The following is an 18546-nucleotide window of genomic DNA, read 5'->3' as shown; positions in this document are numbered from 1 at the left end:
GACTTCTCTCCCCGTTGTGTGGTCGCTGCCGTGCGTGGTCACTGCTTGCCCGGCACGATCAGCCGGCCGTCGTTGATGTTGACCTCGGCGCCGCTGAGGACGACCGAAGCGCCCTGACCGTTGGCGATGGTCACGCCCTTCTCGTCGACCTGGATGTACGCCCCGGTCGCGGCCTGGAGCCGGATCCCGTTGCCCCCCGGCACGTCACCCATCACGAACTTGTGCTTGTCGGAGGTCTGGATCACCACGTTCTGGTGCGCCGGGCCGCCCGTGAGCGCGTCCGGCGGCAGCTCCCCGCGCTCCCCGTACCAGCACCCCGTCCAGATCGGATAGCTCGGGTCCCCCTGCTCGAACTCCACCCACACGCCCGCTCCTTCGGCGGGCACGACGTACTGCCCCGACCCCCGGCCCGTGAACGGCAGACAGGGCAGTGCCCACGTGGAGGTCTCGCCTCCCAGCACGTCCGGCACGTTGACCGTGACCCGGCCGATCTTCAGCGGGTCGTCGTTGCTCACCACCCGCCCCCGGAACTTGCCGAGGAACCGGTTGTTCCCTCCTGCAGCCATGCGCTGTTTCCCTGATCCCTTCCTACGGCCGGTCCGACGGCCGGATCCACGGCCGGTCCTGCGGCCGCTGCTACGGCCGGACGGTGCTGCTCCGGGCGATCAGCCCCTCGCGCGAGAGCGTGAAGTTCTGCTGGTACGAGCCGGGCCTGATGTTGTGGGTGACGGACTTGACGTAGTAGTCGCCGTCGTACGTCACCCCGGCGCCGCGCACCCCGACCAACTCGCGCGGCCGCAGGATGTACCCGTGCCGGTTGACGTCGAGCGACCCGGAACCGGAGATGGCGTCGGCGGACAGCGCGGCCCGCGCCAGCAGCTCGGCCTGCGCCTGTTCGGACTCCTTCTTCGCCGTGCCCGACAGCGTCCGGCGCTTGAGCGCCGGCGTCGCCCGCCGCCCCAGCGGCGGGCGCAGCGGCCCGATGTCCGGCTGCGGCAGCAGCACCGAGTCGCGGGTCGCCGGGTTCTGCACGCGGGCCTGCGGCTCCTCCCGCGCGGTCCCGTCGTACGCGAACGTCAGCTGGTCCACCGTCGAGTTGACGTCCATGTTGACGTTCAGCGCGTGCTGACGGTCCCCGATCCGGATCTCCGGACCCCACACGGCGGTCGAGCGACCGGGCCGCGGGCCCGGCTCCAGGAAGAAGACGAAACCGTTGGCCCGCGCCAACTCGTTGACGTAGGCGAGATCCGTCCCCGTCTGGTACTCGACCCGCAGCTGCTCCCGCGGCGGCTGCTCGATCTTCTCCTGGAACACGCGCGGTTCGATGCCGTAGTCCGCGTATGTGGCGAGGATGCGGCCCACCCGCTGGGAGGGGCGAAGATTCGGGTAGCGGTCGGTGCGCTCCTCGAGATCCATCAGGATCGTCAGGTCCTCACCGGTGACGGTGAGCGTCGAATGCCCCGGCTCGTTGCTCGCGCCGACCTCCTGCCGCACGACCAGGCCGTCCAGCAGCACCTGGGCGGTCCCCTTCACACTGACCGAGAGGATCACCCTGGTCTTCGGATCGAAGAACCCCTCGGGCAGCAGCCGCTGCGACAGCGCGCCCCGCTTGGTGAGGTCGAACGCCAGCTGGAAGCCACTGCGTTCGCCGGCGGTCGCCGTGATCTGCGCCGACAGCAGCGCCTCCATGACCTCCGGCGGAACGGGCCGGGTCAGGCGCGGCCCCGTCTCGAGGGTGATGTGGATGGGCCCCTGCCCGACGGGCTGCTCAGACATACCGGTCTCCCGGCGCCGGGAACCCGCCGGCGTGCGGAACCCGGATCTCCCGGCCCGCCTCGGCGGTCAGCTCGGCCGGGTCCAGCACGGGGTTGGCGTCCGCGATCTGCCACCACTGGCCCGGGTCGCCGATGTACCGCTGGGCGAGCAGATCGGGACGGTCGCCGCTGCTGACGGTGTGCGGAGCGGACTCGTCGCCCGTGGGGTCGACGGGGGGCAGCAACCGGCGCTTGGTGTACCGCACTTCGGTACCGTCCTGTGCGCGGTGCACCCCGATCTCCGCGTCGTGGTACCGGCTCGACCGGGGGTAGGGGTGGGCGCCGGGTATGGCGTCCAGGGCGTTCTCGTACGGCTCGATGTCTGCCATGTCCTTCAGCTCCTCCCCATGACGCCGCCGCGCCCGCCGATCCCCAGCGCGGCGAGCCCGCCGCCGCTGCGCGCGGACCGGGCGAGCCGCTCCTTCTGCGCGAGATGCGCCATGTACAGATCGGCCCCGCGGTGCCCCGCCGGCAGATCACTGACGCTGAGCACTTTCATGCCGATGCTCAGCGAGGCCCGGATCGGATTGAGGTTCACGTCGAACGCGGACTCGTTGACGGACAGTTCGGTGAGCCGCACGGGCATGACGCGCTTGCTCCCCCAGGTGAAGAGCGTGAGCGGCATCTCGATCGGACTGATCTCGATGGTCCCCTTCTTCGTCAGCCTGGCGGCCTCCCGCAACTGCGCGGTTGTCGGATGCACGAGCATCTCGAGGGTCGCGAGCTCGGGATGGATCCCGTCGGGAGCGGCGACCTCGAACTGGTCGGTGGCGTCGATCTCGGCGGTGAACTTCCAGGTCTCCTGTGCCGGCCCCTTGAGCCGCAGGGCCTCGTTCCGGTCCCCGGACCCGCTGCCCCCGCCCCCGGCATCACCGGTCCCTCCGGCGGCCTGTGGCGAGAGACTTCGCTCCAGGGTGTCGGGGTTGAACTGGAGGACGATGATGCGCTGGGGCGTGCCGCGCTCGGGGTCGACGACGACGATGCCGGAGCGGATGGGCTTGGGGATGTCGGGGTAGCGGGTCATGATGCGTCTCCCTCGCAGTCATTCCTGGATCTGGGTGGTGGACACCGAGCAGCCGTCGCACCAGAAGCCGAAGAGATGTCCCTCGAACCCCATGGCGCCGAAGGGAGTCGGCCCGCTGTCGATCGCGGCGAGGAACGGCATGAAGTTCCCGCACTCCGGACAGATCGGATGCAGGTCGGGCGAGGGCCAGCGGGGCAAGCCGCCGACTTGGTGCTGCGACCTTCCCGAAATGGCCATGAGGCTCACGCCGATTTGATTCGGGTGGGGCTCCAATACCATCGATCGCTCGCCCGGGACGACGCGGGATTCCTTACCGGCCGGCCCCTGCGGACCGAAATAGACATGCGTATTTCCTTCGCCATCGAATCTTGCCGTGATGATGTCGACTTCGTCGCAGTCGCATGAGAACCAGAAGAACGAAGGATCCTTGGTGACATTATCGGCCAGGTCGTCCGCAGACAGCGTAAGAACGCGCTCGGCCGGTGCCCGGCAGTCCGCGCACAGGGGGACGTCGCCCGTGTACGACCCGCCCATCATGTGACGGCTGGCGTCTTTTTCGGCAACGAACCCCATGAAGGAGGGGAAGAGTCCGGAGGGCTTGCCGCTGTCCGGGAGGCGTCCGGCAAGCGGCATCAGCCATTCCCAGTCCTCTGGGTCATCGACTTCGTCGCGCACGGACGCGATCAATTCTGCTGCGTGCGGAGTACGGATCAGTGCCAGGGTGTGCAGGTCGTCGATGTCACCGTCGCTGTGCCACCGCTCCAGCAGGGCGTTCGCGAGGTCGTCGGGGGCACCCGACAGTAGGGTGCGCCGAATGAATGGACTGTCGATCCGTTCGGCGTGCGGGCGCAGGCGGTCCGGGTAGTGGATTCCGATGGCCAGCAGCACCGGCTCCAGGGGGGAATCCGGGGCAGGGTCTGCGAGGTAGTCGCGGATGAACGCATCGACGAGGGAATCCGGCAGCCAGGGAACGAGTCGCGCCGCGGACTGGGCCGGAGCGCCGGCGTGGCGCAGTCGTTCAGCTGCGCGGACTTTGTCCTCGCGCGCGTCCGGGATCAGTTCGAGGTATGAGGCCACGAATTCCGAAACTCGCTTGTCCGAGGTCTCGGTCAGGCACGTGGCAGCCACCGAAGCACTGCCGGCGCCGTGCTGCGTCAGAAAGGCGATGACGCGCGCTTCCTTTTCGGGAACCGAAAGTTCGGGATCGAGGGCGATCTTCTCGATCTCCTCAGTCGGCGTCATTTCTTGCCTTCTTCCAGTAGTACAACAGCATGTTGTCGATGCTGTCCGAGTATTCTATTTCTTTACGGTCGGTCAGTCTCTTGTAGTGGACCACCATACTGTAGACCTGGCTCTTCACGAGGGCCTGTGTCTCATGCCAGCGTTTCAGATAGAAACGGAAGTCGTCCTCAGTTGCCTTGGTGAGATCCCTGGCGTCAAGCGCAATCTGGCGATCATCGTTCCGCTTTCCGTGAGTTCGTGATCCGCCTTCCGGGTCCGCCTTGCGGTATTCGTGTTCCTTTCCGGTCACCATGAGCGTCAAAGCCTCTTTGTAGAGCTTGTCGGAACGAGGCCCTCGCTTCCAGTTCCCCTTCGAGTCGATCGTGATGAACTCCTCCTTCTCAAGGAGTTTCAAGATTTCGGCGTCGGTCATCTTCGTGCCGAGCCTCTCCTCCTCTCTCGCGATGGCCTTTCTCTGTGCGGCATGGATGAGGGCGGCACCCGACGGAATGTGGTCCGGAGTGATCCCGTCTCCTGATACCTCTCGATTCTTCGCCTTGCGGAAAGTGAGGCTCTCGCCCTTGGTCACATCGATGGGCTTGCCGCTCGGTTTACGCCGGCGCGCTCGCCGCTTGCCGTGGCCGGGCAGGGGCGCCGCGAGAATCCTCCTCAGTTCGGGCGACAGTCCGCTTTGGGCGGGGCGATCCTCGGACGCGCCCTCTTCCCTCTGCTGAGCGTCCCTCTCCGCGTCGCGGCCGCGTTCCTGGGCGCGCAGATTGCGGGTTGCCTCCGCTTCTTGTCGGCGCGCCTCTTCTCGCGCCCGGGTGAGTGCCTCGTCTTCCTCCCAGCCGTCGGTGCTGTGGAACGGCAGGACAGGACCCGTCGGATTCAGTTCGGCCGTGACCGTGCCGCTGTCCCGGCCCTGAAGACCGAGTGAAGTCAGCCTGTACCAGGCCCTCATCCCCGAAAGCGTGGCGTTCAGCACGAGCCTAGGTACGCCCACCTGCATGATCGGCTTCAGTTTCGGGCGTATCCGGGCGATGATTTTCCGGAGCCGCTCTTCCTTGGACTCCTTCGAGTCCTCTTCCTTCTTGCGCTGGTCCTTCGTCTCCTGCTTCTTCTCCGGGTCCTTGTCCTTCGGCTCGTCGTCCTTGCCCTTGTCCTTCTTGGGCTTGGCCGGACCCTTGTCCCGGTCCTTGTCCTTCGGCTTCCCGCCGTCCCCGTCCTTCGGCTTGTCCGGCTTCTTGCCGTCGGCCTTGTCGTCCTTGGGCTTGGCCGGGCCGTCCTTCGTGTCGTCCTTGTCCTTGGGCCGGTTCGAGTCCTGGTCCTTCGGGCGACTCGGGTCCTGGTCCTGGGGGTTGCCCGGAGCGTCCTTGTCGTCCTTCGGCTTCGCCGGCGTGTCGTCCTTGGGGGGACGGGACTTCGGGTCCGGCTCCGTCTCCGTCTTCGGCTTCGGGGCCGGCGTCGGCGTCGGGCGGGTCGGGGACTTCTCCTGGTCCTTGTCCTTCGGCCGACCGGGCGCGTCCTTGTCCGGGCCCGTCGGCTTCTTCCCGTCGCCCGGACCCGTCTTCGGCTTGCCGCTCGGGCCCGGTGTCGTCGGCCTGCCCGGGCCGGGCCGCGTGCCGGGGCCCGGGCGGGGCGTCGTCGGGCGCGGGCCAGGCGTCGTCGTCGGCTTCGACGGGGTCGGGGCCGGGCCGCCCTTCTTGTCGTCCGCCGGCGCCCCCGCGCTCCCCGGCGCCTTGTCCTTGTCTCCGCCCTTGTCCTTGCCCAGGTTCGCCGCCACACCCTTCAGGCGGCGGCCCACCTTCGCCACGTATTTGCCGATACCGCTCAGCAGCGCCTCATAGGCCAGTTCCAGCAGCGCCACGATGCCCGCGGCCACCGCCTTCGCGAAGAGGACGCCCGCGCCGCCCTGGCGGACGGCCTTGAGCCAGGTGAGGACCGCGCCCATCGCTCGCAGGATCTCGCCGAGCGCGCCGATGGCCACGCGAATCGCGTCGATGACGGCCATCACCCAGCCGGCGCCCGGGATCAGCTTGGCGATGACCTTGGTGATGACGATCTCGCCGATGATGAAGGGGAGCTGGGGGACAATCGCGTCCCACGTCTCCTTGACGATCTGCTCCAGGGTGATGCCACCCTTGATCAGTTTGTCCAGGATGGCCTTCGGGACGCCGATGATCTCCTCGATCTTCGACTGGAACCACGACTTGACCGCCGCCTGGACCTCCCGGAACAGGTGGTTCTTCGCTCCGTCGACGGCGGAGTTCTTCGCGCCGCCCAGCCAGCCGCCCGGGTCGGAGAGGAAGTCGACGGCGATGAGCATGAAGTCGCCGAGCGCGCTCAGGAGTTTGGCGGCGAAGTCCAGGACCGACTTGATCGCGTCCACAACGGCCTTGATCACGTCCTGCAACATCTTCTTCAGGATGTCCAGGATGCTGCTCAGCAGCTTGCCGATGGCGTCCAGCAGATCGCTGATGATCTGCTTGAGCATGTTCGCGAGCCTGTTGACCAGAGCGATCGCGGCGGCGATCAGATCGGTGATGAACTTCCGGATGCGGTTGGCCAGTTCGATGACGGCCCGCACCATCGCCTTCGCGAACTCGATCAGGTCGTTGATCAGGTTCTTGACCGTGTCGACGATGAACTTGCGCGCCTCGTTGATCCAGCGCTCGACCGTCTCCTTGAAGTTCTTGATGAAACCGATGACCGCGTCACGCGCCGCCCGGATGACCCGGACGATCGCGTTCTTGATCTCGATGACCTTCTGCTTGATCCAGTCGAAGGCCTTCGTGACCCAATTGCCCGACTCGTTGACGCTGTCGTCGCGCTTCTTCTCCGCGTCCCTCTCGGCCTTGGTGTTCTCGTCCTGGATCTTCTTGTCGCCGTCCTCCTCCTCCTTGGCGACGTCCTCGTCTGTCTTCTCTTCCTTGTCCTTGACGGCCTTGCGGACCTTCTCGTGCCGCTCGGTCTTCTTCGTACCGAGCTTCTTCAGCTCCGCGTCCTGCTCCGAACGCCAGTCGGCGCGCTGGGCGGTGACATCGCTCATCGCCTTCTCGCGCTCGCCCGCCTGGCTCTCGGTGTTGGTCGCGATCTCGGCGTCGACCTTCTGCTTGTGCTTCTGCTGCGAGTCGCGGAAGTCCCTGTCCTTGGTCTGCCGCCCCTCGGACATGCCCTTCTGCCCGTCGCTGAACGCGGCCTGGAACTGCGGCCCGCGCTCGTGCTCGGCCACCTCGGACGCGGCTTCCGGCGGTACGACTCCGGTCGGCGACCCGCCCGCAGGTGCGCCGCCGCCCTTTCCGCCCTGGCCGCCGGGGACCTTGGCCTGCATCTGCTCCTTCGGAGCATCGGGGTAGACCTGGTTCTCACCCATGGCGCGTCCGGAGTCGTCCCGGGCCGTCGTGACAGTCTCCCGGCCCTTGGCGTCCACGGCGGTGCCCTGCTCGCCGGCCGTCTGCTCGGCGGCTCCCTGCATCTCCACGCCCGGCGCGTTGCCCGCCTGGGCCTGCTTCAGCGCCTCGTCCTTGGTCGGCAGCCCGGCGAACTTGGCCGCCAGTTCCTGTGCGTCGACCTCGAATCCGACCCACCTCAGCACCTTGCCGATGCCGAAGCCGAGGGCCATCTTGAAGGTGTCCCAGCCGCCCGGCTCCTCGGCCTTCTCCGCCTCGATCTGCCCCTCGGGCTCCTTGGCGCCGGTGACCTCGGCCTTCTCGTCCTTCGGGGCCTCGGACTTCTGCGCCGGATCCTGGGAGTACTGCGCCGGGGCATCCGCCTTCGGCTTGCCCTCCAGCGTCTGCGGAGCGCCTGCCGGGCGCTGCATCGAGGGCGGCGCAGCCGCGAGCGCCTTGTGCTCGTCGCCGACCGTGCGGTCGACGGACCCGCTCACACCGCCCATGGCCTGAAGTGCGGTGTGCGGCTTGAGCTTGGATGCCGTGGCCAGGCCCGCCTCCGGGGCCACCCCCGAGAGGTTGGGGGCCGGCGCGGAGTCCTTCTTGCCCTTCGCCGGTGCGGACGCCTTGCCGCCTCCGCCTCCTCCGCCGCCACCGCGGTGCGCCTTGGCGGCAGGTGCCGGCTTCGGCGCGGGCCCGGACTTCGGAGCGGGCGCGGCGGCCGGGGCCTCGGGGGCTTTGACGGGCTCAGGAGCGGCGGGCGCCGGCGCCTTGGGGGCCGTGGTCTCCGCGCGGGGCTCGCTCGGCGTCGGCTGATCAGCGCCCGACGACCCGCTCTGCGTCCCCGCGGCGGCATCGCTGGTCGCGACGCCGGGCTTGTCCGCGTTGGATTCGCCGGACACATGGGAGTCCCGTGCGGGCGAGGAGCCCTGCGAGTCCGCCGTCGGCTCGCTCCTGCCCGCCGGGGACGCGTCCGTCTTCTTCTGTTCCTCCTTGGCCGCCGAATCCGGCGCCGACGCCTGGCCGCCCGCCGGCTGCGGCGAGGCCTTCTCCTGCCCGGCCCCCGCCTTGTCGCCCGCGGCAGGGGTGCCCTTCTCCTCCTTGGCGGCGGCTTCCTTGCTGTCGCTGCCGCCCTCGGACTTCCCGGACGCCTCCTGAACCGCCGTCTGAGCGGCGACCGGCCCGGCCTTCGGATCGGCGCCGCTCTTCGGGTCCTTCGTCATCGAGCCCGGGGCGGGCGGCGACGAGGCGGCCCGGTCCAGGGCGAGACCACCGGACTCCCCGGCTCCTGCGGTGCTTTCCTCCTGCTCGGCCGACGGCTCCGTATCGCCGAGCGCGTCGGCACCGGCCGACTCCTCCTCGGCCTCGGCCGCCTCGTCCTCGGCGTCCTCCGCCTCCCGCTCGGCCTGCACCTTGTCGGCCTTGGTCACCGGGGGAGCGGGGAACGACGGGGTCGGCGGAGCGGCGGACGACGACGGGTCCAGCTCGTCCGCGGTCGGCACGCCGGACACGTCGAGGTCCTGCTCCGGGAGGAAGTCCTCGGGCAGGAGCTTGATGTCCCACGCGCTCTTCTCGCCGCCCCCGACCTCGACCTCCGACTCGCTGCCGGAACCGAACGGGTCCTCCTCGGTCTTCTCCTCCAGGTCGAGATCCTGGTTGCGTACGCCGTCGAGCCTGCTGAACGGTCCCGGGTCCTGCGCGTCCTTGCCGGACACCCTCGGGGAACCCGTGGGCTTCTCCTCCCCGCGCTTGTCCTCCGGCTTCACCTGCTGACCCGCCACGAGCGCGTCGACCGCGCCCGGACGGTTCCTGGCCGCGGACTCCTCCTCGCTCGCGGCCGGCGCCTCCTGCTGCTCAGGGGCCTCCTTCTCCTCGGCGCCCGAGGACTTCTTCTCACCGCCCTGCGGCTCGCCCTCGGACTTCCCGCCCTCGGACTTCCCGCCCTCGGACTTCCCGCCCTCGGACTTGCCACCCGCGGCCGCACCCTGCTCCGGGGCCGCCTGCTGCGACGACGGTGCGCCGGCCGACGGCTGCTGCTCCGCCGCCGGACCGCCGCCGCCACCACCGGCACCGCCCGGTTCCTGCGCCTGCTCGCCACCGCGCGGGGCCTCGCCGCCCTGCGGTGTCGTCCCGTCCTGCGGCGTACCTCCGTTCTGCGGGGTGCTGCCGGGCGCGCCGTCCGTGCCCGACCACTCCTTCTCCGGGCCCGGCGCGACCGGGGGCCTGTCGGTCTCCTCCTGCCGTTCCTCGGCCGACTGCCGCTCCCTCTCGCGCTCGAACGCCACCTCCTCGAACAGATCGGACTCGACGGCCGGTGCGTCGAGCGAGCTCTGCTCCATCTGCTGGTCGGTCTCCTCGTCGATCTCGATCTCGTCGACGAGGTCGAGCACCCGCTCGTGCTCGGAGCTCAGCAGCCGGGTCTCCAGCCGGTCCAGGACGGCGTCCTGCAACTCGTCGGGGAGCCGGGCCAGTTGCATGCGCGTGCGCTTGGAGCGGTCCTCCGGGTCGCCGCGCAGCGAGCGGACGACCGAGTTCGCCAGGCGGTCCACGAGCGTCGCCGGATCGATCTGCTCCAGCCGGTTCCGGTCCGCGTCCACGGTGGCGTACCGCAGCCAGCCCGGCGTCGCGTGGCCCTCCTCGACGGGGGTGCCCGGCTCTCCCTCCCGTACGGACTCCTGCGCCGCCGACTCCGCCTCGCGCTCCGTCGCCTGCTGGGGCAGGCTCACCGCGCCCAGGTCACGGCCCGCGCGCAGCGCGCCGAGACCGTGCGGGTTCTGCACCGTGTGCAGGAGTTCGTGGGCGAGCAGTCGCTGCCCGTCGGCCGTGCCCGGCCGGTAGGCGCCCTCGCGGAAGAAGATGTCCTGGCCGACCGCGACCGCGTCCGCGCCCAGCATCTCGGTCAGCGTGCCCGCGTCCCGGTCGGTGTGCAGCCGTACGCGGCCGAAGTCGTGCCCGAGCTGTTCCTCCAGCTCGCGCCGCACGCTCACGTCGAGCGGCTGGCCCGCGCCGCTGACGATGTTCTTCGGCTCGGGCGCACGCGAGGCCGACCGGTCCTTGCGCTTGCGGCGCTTGCCGGACTGGTCCGTCCGCGACTCCTGGGAGTGGGAGGTGCTCATCGTGTCACCTCGCCCCTGCCCGCCAGACCCGCGTGCACGGCGCGGGCCAGCTCCTGGCCCAGCCGGCGGGCCGAAGCGGTCGCGGGCAGCGGCGGCAGGCCCCCCAGGCCGTCCAGCGCACGGCCCCCGTCCGCGGCGATCGGCACGCCCCGTTCCCGCACCAGCCGGGCCAGCTCGGCCTCGAAGGCCGCCGACACCCGCTCCGGGTCCACGCCCCGGCCGAAGCCGTCGAGGACCAGCTCACCGATGTCCACCCGCACCGCCGTCTCGCGCGGTGCCTCGTTCAGACCCATCCGTGGACCTCCGAGGGTGTCAGGGAGCGGTCCAGCTTGAGGTATTCGGTGCGCGCGGCCTCGAGCATGTGCCGCATCTGCAACCGGTCGCCCTCCTCGGCGGCGAGGAACGCCCCCGAGAGCGCGATGTTGCGGATCGAGCCGCCCGCGACCGTCAGCCGCGCCAGCAGCTGCGGGTCGACGTCCTTCATCGGGGCACGCGCGGGGAGCACGCGGCGCCAGATCTCCGCGCGCTCGCTCTCGCCCGGGAACGGGAAGTCGACGACGAAGCGGATACGGCGCATGAACGCCGTGTCCAGCGCCTGCTTCATGTTCGTGGTCAGGATCGCGAGCCCGCGGTACGCCTCCATCCGCATGAGCAGGTAGCTCACCTCGAGGTTGGCGTAGCGGTCGTGGCTGTCCTTGACCTCGCTGCGCTTGCCGAAGAGCGCGTCGGCCTCGTCGAACAGCAGCAGCGCGCCGCCGCGTTCGGCGGCGTCGAACACCCGGCGCAGGTTCTTCTCCGTCTCGCCGATGTACTTGCTGACCACCTGCGACAGATCGATGATGAACAGGTCCAGGCCGAGTTCCTTCGCCATCACCTCGGCGGCGAGCGTCTTGCCGGTGCCGGAGCCGCCGGCGAACAGGGCCGTGACGCCGAGTCCGCGGCGCAGGGTGTCGGCGAAGCCCCACTCCTGGTAGACGGTGGGGCGCTGCCGTACGTGCGCCACGATCTCGCGCAGGACCCTCAACTGCCGTTCGGCGAGGACCAGATCGCCCCAGTCCGCCTGGGGCTCGATCCGCCGGCCGAGTTCGTCCATGCCCATCCGGGCCTCGGTGAGGCCGGCGCGCCAGGCGAGGTCCGTGGCGTCGAGCTCGTCCTCGCCGGGCAGGTCGCGTGCCACGGCCGCGCCGGCGGACCGTACGAGGTGCGGCGGCAGGGAGAACTGGGCGACCAGGTCGCGCAGATCGTCCTCCGACACCTCCGGTACGCCGGCGAACGCGTCGGTCCACACACCGAGTTGCTCGTCGGCGTCCAGCGGCGGTACGACGACGCGCTCGCCCCGCGCACGCGCCGTCCGGCGCGGCTCGGACCCCGAGACGACGAGCGGTACGGCCGCGCTCTCGACGAACGCGTCGACGGCCGCGGCCTGCTCCCGGTCCACGTCGCCCACCTCCACGAGCAGCGCGGCGGGCAGCAGGATCGCCTCCCGCTGCCACAGCCGCGCGAGCCTGTCGCGCTCGGCGGCGCCGGTGGGAATGTCCTCCGCGGCCACCTCGTACAGGCCGAGCCCGCGGCGGCGGGCGGCCGCGGCGGCGATGTCCGCGCGGGTGCGCATGTCCCCGCCGACCAGCTCGACGCGCAGCGGCGCGCCCGCCCAGCCCGCCGCGACGCGCTCGGCCGCGAGGTCGTAGGAGGCGGGCAGCGAGTCGGGTACGGCGGCACGGCGGAGCATTCCGTGCAGTCGGGCGTCCAGATACGGCGAGCCGGCCAGGAAGTGCAGGATGCGCTCGTCGAGCCGCAGCCGGGAGGTGGTCAGCCGGGTCTCGTCGTCGAGCTCGACGATGCGCCAGCGCCGCAGCGGGGAGACGGGAGTGAGCGCGCTCCAGTGGGGTTCGCGCAGGGCCGCGAGGGCGAGGGAGAAGGTGGGATGCGCCCGCTCCGGATCACCACAGGCGGCGGCGCACCGGGCGCCGGTGGTGGGTTCCAGCTCGGCGGCGGCGGTGAGCAGCACGACGTCGCGCTCGAACGGGCTGAGCCCGAAGCACGCGACGAGCGCGTCGAGCGCGGCGGGCGCCTGCGCTGCCCCGACGGCCGGTCCTGCGCCGCCCGCGAGGGCAGGCACCGCCGCGCCACCACGCGCCTCGTGACGACCGTCGGCCTCGCCTCCGCGCCCGGCCCGATGGGTCCCGTCGGCGGGCGCACCGTCGCGTGCGGTGGGCTCTGCCGCGCCTTCGCCGGACGCGGCGTTGCCCGGCGCGTCGCCGTGTGCGCCTTGTCGGCGGCCGGGGCCACCGACTCCACCGGCTCCGCCCGGCGCCGGCGAACCGGCCGCGGCACCGCCGCGCTCCACGCGGCCCGCGTGCGCGTCGATGCGGGACAGGACCTCGTGGATCGCCGACGTCAGCGCGTGGGCCTCCCCGGCTCCCTCGTACGTACCCATGTCCTCACCCGCCCCCGTCATCGGCACTCCGGCTCAGCTCTTTCCGCCCTGTTTCGGCACATCGGGCCCACCCGCCCGGCGGGCGCGCGGTGTTGTGGCCGTCCGCTTCGCCGGCGCGGTGCGGGCGGCCCGTTTGGCCGGTGCCTTCTCAGGGGGCGCCGTGGGCTCGGGGGAGGCCGCATCCTCCGGAGCCGGTGGCTCCACGGGCCCCGGCGGCACCGGCGCGCCGGGCGCGCCGAACGGCAGCACCTTGACCGTGCGTTCCTCCACCGGCTTCGCCGGCGTGGGCCGCTCCCGGCCCTCCAGCAGCACGAGCGACGCCTGGTACGCGACCGACAGCGAGTACGGCGTCTGGTGGAGCATCCCCCACAGCTTCGACGTCTCGTCGATGTCCATCACGATCGGAGAGAAGCGCACTTTCTGCGGCGACTCGGCGAGATCCGAGCCGGCCAGGTACGGCCGCTCCGCCGCCAGTTCGATCACGTCCTTGGGCAGGACGGGGATCTCGTGGAGCGTACGGACCACGCAGCCGATGAGCCGCTGCCCGACGAGTTCCGCCTCTTCCCCGTACGCGCTGATCAGGTAGTGCAGGTCCAGCGCGGCCGCCGCGCGCTTGCGCAGCGTGCCGTCCGAGGCGCGGGTCGGCAGGTCGGCGTTGCGCATCGAGGGGTTCGGCGTCACCTGGTACAGGAACACCGTGATGGTCGGTTCGGCCGGCGGTTCGTTCGGCGGCTTGCGGGTCTCCACCTTGACCGCGATGTCCATCTCCGGGCCGAGGTTGCTCTCGATGAGCAGGGCCAGCGCCTGGGTGACCGTCGCGACGGCGAGTGCGTTGCTCATGATCGGTCCTTCCTCTCGCCGCGCGACAAGTAGTCGTCCAGGGTCAGTACGGGCGCGGGCCTGCCGCCCCGCCCGGCGGGCCGCCGGTCGGACGCCTGCGGGGGTGCCGCCGCGCTGACCTCCAGCCGTCCGATCTGCACATGCACGACCCGTTCCGCGGGCTTCTGCGCGCGCCGCCCCACCGGGCCGAGCGTCGTGCCGCGCACCGCGGCCGCGTCGGACCGGCGTGGTACGGGCGCGGCCGTCGGCACAGCGGCCACGGGAGCGGTGTGCGCCCGCGCCGCCGGGGCGGCGGGCCGTGGGGCCGCGTCACCCGTGTCCCGCGCCGCGCGGTCCCGGCGAGCGGTATGCGGTGTCTGTTCCGCCGCGGGCCGTACCGGGGACGGCACGGGCGCGGCAGGCCGCAGCAGGGGCTCGGGGGCGGACCGGACAGGCGCCGGATCCGTCTGTGCCCCCCGTGTCCGCTCCGTGCGCACCACCGTGCGGTTCTCCGTCCGTACGTCGTGCTCGTGCCGCACCGTCGCGGCGGGTGCGGACGGCGGCACGTGCGCCGTCGGGATCAGGGCCGCGGGCTCGTCGGGGTCCGGCGGCCCGTACCGCAGCGCTTCCACGCGCTCGAACGGACCGGGCAGCCGAGGCCGCACCCGGACGGGTGCGCCGGTGGCCGCGCCGACCGGCGTGTACCGGGCCAGCAGCCGGTCGAAGTAGTCAGACATCTGCGCACAGCTCCAGGTAGTAACGACGCCGCAGCGGGCTGAGCGCCAGGATCTCCGGCTCGCTCCACCCGTAGGCGGAGGCGAGGAGATGGACATCGAGCATCAGGTCCCTTGCCCAGGTGTCGAGTTCGGTCCACAGATAGGAGGTGATGTCCAGCTCGGCCGGTGTGGCCTCGCCGCACTCGGGGCAGGCGATGTCGAGCGTCACGTCCGCCGTCGGGTCGGCCTCCGCCGCCTTCTCGGCGATCAGCCTCTCCACGCGCTCCGGCAGCAGCGATGCCAGTTCCTCCGGAGCGACCGGTTCGCCGCCCCGCAGCGCCAGGACCGTGCAGCCGGTCACCAGCCTGCGGCGCGCCCCGTCCGGGCGGGACGCCGTCGCGGCCGCCGCGAGGTCGGCGACGGTGGGCAGCCGGAACTCGACCACCCACTCGCCGTCCGCCACGCGCAGCGGCCCCTCGGGCAGCGCGCTCCGCGCACCCAGCACGCTCGCGTCGAGGTCGAACTCCATCGCCTCGCCGCACGCCCCGCACTCCACACGCACCTGCATGCGCTCGCCGAACAGCGCCCGGCGCAGCGCGAACAGATCCGCCTCACGTTGTCCGACCGGCACCGACAGGAGTTCGTCGTCGGTGGCCGCCGGGCGGGCGGCCCGGTGCAGCAGCAGCGATCGATCCGCTGCCCGCTGCGCCAGGCCGGCCTCCCAGACGGCCAGCAGTTCGGTGGGTCCCACTCCTGTTCCCCGTCGCGCCCGGCGGTCAGGCCGGGTGCGTGAAGGACGGTTCGACGGGCTCCGGCACCTCGTAGTCCCGCTCCCAGCCCTCGCATTCGAGCTTCACGCTCTGGATGGCGACGGCGTTGGCGTTCGCGTCGAGCTCGCCGAGGACCTGGTACTCGCTGACCCACGCCCGGTAGAGCTTGTGCGAGACGGCGACCTGCCCCGCCTCGTTGAGGACCTGGATGATGATGTCCTTGCGGAAGTCCCGCAGCGACACCTCCGAGCCGAGCCCCGCCCCGACCTGCCAGACCTTGTTGGCCCAGCGGTCGAACTCGGGGTCATGGGTGACACCGCGCTCCAGGGTCACTCCCTCGAACTCGGAGCGGCCCGGGGACTTGCGCGGCGAGCTGGGGTCGCCGCCGTGGCGGTGCTTGACCACCTCGGTGGTGCGCTTGAGCGGACTGATCTTGCTGATGCCCGCGACCGTTCGACCGTCCCACAGGACCAGGAACTTGAAATTCTTGTAGGGGTCAAAACGATGGGCGTTTACCTGGAACTCAGCCATCGGTTTCCTTTGTGTTCCTCTTCCTCGGGCCTGCGACTACGACAGGTCGAACTGGCCGGCCATCTGCTGAATCTTGACGATCACGAACTCCGCGGGCTTGACCGGAGCGATTCCGATCACGACATTCACCACGCCGCGCTCGATGTCGGCTTCGGTGGTGGTGTCCTTGTCGCATTTCACGAAGTACGCCTCGCGGGGCGTGCCGCCCTTGAAAGCGCCCTGCCGGAACAGGTCGTTGAGATACGCCGACGCCTTCAGCCGGATCTGCTGCCACAGCTGCTCGTCGTTCGGTTCGAAGACGACCCACTGCAGTCCGCGGTACAGGCTCTCCTCGATGTGGAGCGCGAGCCGGCGCACCGGCACGTACTTCCATTCGCTCGCCAGGGCGTCCGCACCCGCCAGCGTCCGCGCGCCCCACACCAGCGGCCCCACGACGGGGTAGGTGCGCAGGCAGTTGACGCCCAGGGGGTTCAGCAGGCCGTTGTCACGGTCCGTGAGCCGCACTGTCAGCGAACGGACCCCGGCCAGGCGCGCCTCGGTGCCCGCCGGCGCCTTCCACACACCGCGCTCGCCGTCCGTGCGGGCGATGACACCCGCGACGGCGCCGGACGGCGGGAAGGCCCGCATCCGGCCCGTGAGCGGGTCGGTGAGCTGCAGATGCGGGAAGTACAGCCCTGCGTGGTCGCTGCGCACGGTGTCGAACGCGCCGATGCCGGCACGGGCCGCGTCGACGCTGCCCCAGGTGGAGGGCGAGTCGACGAGCAGGAAGATCCGCCGCTCCCGGCACAGCTGCTGCGCCGCGGAGACGACGGTGACCATGTCCTCCGTCGACTCGTAGGCCGCGAGTTCCGGCAGCGCCAGCAGGTTGACGTCGTCGACGTCCCGCAGCGCCTGCAGACCGGTCTTGTCCGCCTCGCTGCCGATCAGGTCGCGCGGTCCGGGGGCGTCGCCGTCCTTGCCGCCCTGGAGTGCGAAGACCGGCGGGTTGACCGAGGCCTCCAGGCCCAGGTCGTTGGCGCATTCGCCGACGAAGCGCACCACGTCGTCCGGGTCGAGGGACCCGGCGACGACCTGGAGCCGGCGTCCGAACGCCGTGACCTCGGCGCCGGCGTAGGCGTGCTTGCCCGGAGCGTCGGGCAGGGCCCGGAGCTTGCGCTCCAGCAGCAGGGCCAGCTCGGTGACGTCGGTGGGCGGCTCGCCGTCGCGGTCGGGCTCGTAGAGCGTGAACTCCCGCTCCACGTCGCCGATCTTGACCTTCAGCTCGACGCCGAGGTCCGGCAGGTCGGCGGCGAACGGCTTCGACACCGTGCCCGAGGGATCGGGCCGGTCCTCGTCGAGTGCCTTCACCCGTACGAGAGAGGATCCGGCGTTCACGGCCGTCTCGACGAAGCGGCCGTGCCCGGAGTGCATCGACAGGCCGGTGAACGACTCGCGGGCGTCGCCGCGGGCGTCCAGGACGTGCAGGTTGAACGTCTTGTCCGGGGTACGGGTGTCGTGGTCGACGGCCACCCGCAGGCCCGACCCCCACACGCCGGGCTCCTTCGCGTGCACCTCCAGCACCGGGCACTCGCTGCGCCCCTCGGTGGACTCGAGCGTGACGCAGGCCTCCTCGCCGGTGCCGGCCTTGGCCACGCGTACGACGACCGCGACCGTGCCGCCGTTGCCGAAGAACTGGTGCACCGCGTAGCCGACAGCGCTCTGGGCGGTCAGACCGCCGAAGCGGCGCTCGAAGTCCGCGAAACTGGTGATGCGGACCGGTTGGTTGAGCGGACCCCGGCGGGTGTGGCCCACGAACGCCGTCACCGATGTGGTGACCGAGGCGATGGTACGGACGCTGCTGGGAAGTTCTTCGATGTATACGCCGGGATAGCCCATGTGCGTCGGCATTCCCCCTCCATTCCCTTTGCGCACCAAGAGATGAGGAGAGGACGTGAAGCAGAAGTCCGCGCATGCGGACGCAACGAACGAGCTCTTCACTTTCCCCCGCCACACACCCCGTGCGATATCGGTCTCAGGGGCCATGTGCATGCGCATGCGCTTGTGACCCCTGGTGCATGAGTGCCTCTGCGAGTCTCGTTCGTCTCTCAAGTGCCGGTCAAGGGACCGATTCGGTCATCCGCCCGAACGCAACCGTGAATGAAGTGGTTGGTAAATCGGCATGGTCAGGGCCGTGTGGGTGACCGGATATGGAGAGCAATTCACAAGGGCTTCACACAATTCCGTTGGCGGGGGTCCGGATCCGGCCGATCGAAAATTGCTCCGGCGCGCCGCCTTGTGTCCTTGATGCGTCGGATTGTGACGGAATTCTGTCCGGTACGGCTGGGCGCGCCCGCGTGCCGCCGTCAAAACCGGTCCCCCCATGCCGGAATCGTCTTTTCCGGTCTGGCCGCATCACGCCCAACCGTTCCGGCGTGCCGACCGGATCACGCCGCGGAGTGCCGCCGGAGGGGAGCGGCTGCGTACGCGGCCGGAAAGTGATCAACCCATGGCGCCGTGCGAGGAGTTCCTTCCCGCCGACGGTTGCCGGCCCGGGCGTTCTGGAGGGACGACGTCACCTCGGACGCGACGGCATGGCCGGCGCCGTCCGGCGACGACGACGCGGCCCCGCCCACGACTTGGGTTCTAATCAACGTCGCAACACCCGGCCTCCGGGTAGGCGATGAAAGACAGAACGACTGCTGGGGGGCGCCCGAATGGCAGAAGGGTGCC

13 protein-coding genes are annotated in these 18546 nt (G+C 70.5%); all 13 read right to left on the bottom strand.

Annotated features, from left to right (window positions below; all coding sequences use genetic code 11):
• Positions 1 to 38: 38 nt before the first annotated feature.
• On the bottom strand, positions 39 to 566 hold the full coding sequence (locus ACWD0A_RS27310) for a phage baseplate assembly protein V (RefSeq protein ID WP_177148430.1): 528 nt from the start codon (positions 564 to 566) through the stop codon (positions 39 to 41).
• A 70-nt stretch (positions 567 to 636) separates the two neighbouring features.
• A complete protein-coding gene (locus tag ACWD0A_RS27305; protein WP_451302263.1) occupies positions 637 to 1776 on the bottom strand; it encodes a hypothetical protein in 1140 nt (379 codons plus the stop codon).
• The gene (locus ACWD0A_RS27300) at positions 1769 to 2143 is read right to left on the bottom strand and encodes a hypothetical protein (RefSeq protein ID WP_451302261.1); all 375 of its coding nucleotides are present in this window, start codon (positions 2141 to 2143) and stop codon (positions 1769 to 1771) included. The genes ACWD0A_RS27305 and ACWD0A_RS27300 overlap by 8 nt, the downstream gene beginning before the upstream one ends.
• Positions 2144 to 2148: 5 nt before the next feature.
• Entirely contained in the window at positions 2149 to 2838 is a 690-nt protein-coding gene (locus ACWD0A_RS27295; protein WP_451302259.1) for a hypothetical protein, read from the bottom strand.
• An 18-nt stretch (positions 2839 to 2856) separates the two neighbouring features.
• Complete coding sequence (locus ACWD0A_RS27290) at positions 2857 to 4080, bottom strand: hypothetical protein (RefSeq protein ID WP_451302257.1); 1224 nt, start codon at positions 4078 to 4080, stop codon at positions 2857 to 2859.
• Positions 4067 to 10564: an eCIS core domain-containing protein gene (locus ACWD0A_RS27285; protein WP_451302255.1), complete on the bottom strand. Its 6498-nt coding sequence runs from the start codon at positions 10562 to 10564 to the stop codon at positions 4067 to 4069. Before ACWD0A_RS27285 ends, ACWD0A_RS27290 begins: the two co-directional genes overlap by 14 nt.
• A complete protein-coding gene (locus ACWD0A_RS27280) occupies positions 10561 to 10857 on the bottom strand; it encodes a hypothetical protein (RefSeq protein WP_451302253.1) in 297 nt (98 codons plus the stop codon). Before ACWD0A_RS27280 ends, ACWD0A_RS27285 begins: the two co-directional genes overlap by 4 nt.
• Positions 10848 to 13001, bottom strand: coding sequence for an ATP-binding protein (locus ACWD0A_RS27275; protein ID WP_451302251.1), 2154 nt, complete (start codon positions 12999 to 13001; stop codon positions 10848 to 10850). The genes ACWD0A_RS27280 and ACWD0A_RS27275 overlap by 10 nt, the downstream gene beginning before the upstream one ends.
• A 33-nt stretch (positions 13002 to 13034) precedes the next feature.
• Positions 13035 to 13841 carry a DUF4255 domain-containing protein gene (locus ACWD0A_RS27270; RefSeq protein WP_307716981.1) on the bottom strand — a complete coding sequence of 269 codons (807 nt, stop codon included), beginning with the start codon at positions 13839 to 13841 and terminating at the stop codon, positions 13035 to 13037.
• Positions 13838 to 14557 (bottom strand): hypothetical protein, encoded by a 720-nt coding sequence (locus tag ACWD0A_RS27265; protein WP_451302249.1) that lies wholly within the window; start codon positions 14555 to 14557, stop codon positions 13838 to 13840. Before ACWD0A_RS27265 ends, ACWD0A_RS27270 begins: the two co-directional genes overlap by 4 nt.
• On the bottom strand, positions 14550 to 15287 hold the full coding sequence (locus ACWD0A_RS27260) for a T4 family baseplate hub assembly chaperone (protein ID WP_451302247.1): 738 nt from the start codon (positions 15285 to 15287) through the stop codon (positions 14550 to 14552). The genes ACWD0A_RS27265 and ACWD0A_RS27260 overlap by 8 nt, the downstream gene beginning before the upstream one ends.
• Positions 15288 to 15312: 25 nt before the next feature.
• Positions 15313 to 15837 (bottom strand): phage tail protein, encoded by a 525-nt coding sequence (locus ACWD0A_RS27255; protein ID WP_159694533.1) that lies wholly within the window; start codon positions 15835 to 15837, stop codon positions 15313 to 15315.
• A gap of 36 nt (positions 15838 to 15873) precedes the next feature.
• Positions 15874 to 17724, bottom strand: a complete 1851-nt coding sequence (locus ACWD0A_RS27250; RefSeq protein ID WP_451302245.1) for a phage tail sheath family protein — start codon at positions 17722 to 17724, stop codon at positions 15874 to 15876.
• Positions 17725 to 18546 lie beyond the last annotated feature (822 nt).

Source organism: Streptomyces sp. NPDC002867 (assembly GCF_053591895.1).
The sequence above is the reverse complement of the archived record's forward strand: the minus strand, read 5'-3'. Positions and strand labels throughout refer to the sequence as shown.

Coding starts and splice junctions, on each gene's coding strand:
- ACWD0A_RS27310 (WP_177148430.1), bottom strand. CDS start 566: ATGGCTGCAGGAGGGAACAACCGGTTCCTCGGCAAGTTCCGGGGGCGG.
- ACWD0A_RS27305 (WP_451302263.1), bottom strand. CDS start 1,776: ATGTCTGAGCAGCCCGTCGGGCAGGGGCCCATCCACATCACCCTCGAG.
- ACWD0A_RS27300 (WP_451302261.1), bottom strand. CDS start 2,143: ATGGCAGACATCGAGCCGTACGAGAACGCCCTGGACGCCATACCCGGC.
- ACWD0A_RS27295 (WP_451302259.1), bottom strand. CDS start 2,838: ATGACCCGCTACCCCGACATCCCCAAGCCCATCCGCTCCGGCATCGTC.
- ACWD0A_RS27290 (WP_451302257.1), bottom strand. CDS start 4,080: ATGACGCCGACTGAGGAGATCGAGAAGATCGCCCTCGATCCCGAACTT.
- ACWD0A_RS27285 (WP_451302255.1), bottom strand. CDS start 10,564: ATGAGCACCTCCCACTCCCAGGAGTCGCGGACGGACCAGTCCGGCAAG.
- ACWD0A_RS27280 (WP_451302253.1), bottom strand. CDS start 10,857: ATGGGTCTGAACGAGGCACCGCGCGAGACGGCGGTGCGGGTGGACATC.
- ACWD0A_RS27275 (WP_451302251.1), bottom strand. CDS start 13,001: ATGGGTACGTACGAGGGAGCCGGGGAGGCCCACGCGCTGACGTCGGCG.
- ACWD0A_RS27270 (WP_307716981.1), bottom strand. CDS start 13,841: ATGAGCAACGCACTCGCCGTCGCGACGGTCACCCAGGCGCTGGCCCTG.
- ACWD0A_RS27265 (WP_451302249.1), bottom strand. CDS start 14,557: ATGTCTGACTACTTCGACCGGCTGCTGGCCCGGTACACGCCGGTCGGC.
- ACWD0A_RS27255 (WP_159694533.1), bottom strand. CDS start 15,837: ATGGCTGAGTTCCAGGTAAACGCCCATCGTTTTGACCCCTACAAGAAT.
- ACWD0A_RS27250 (WP_451302245.1), bottom strand. CDS start 17,724: ATGCCGACGCACATGGGCTATCCCGGCGTATACATCGAAGAACTTCCC.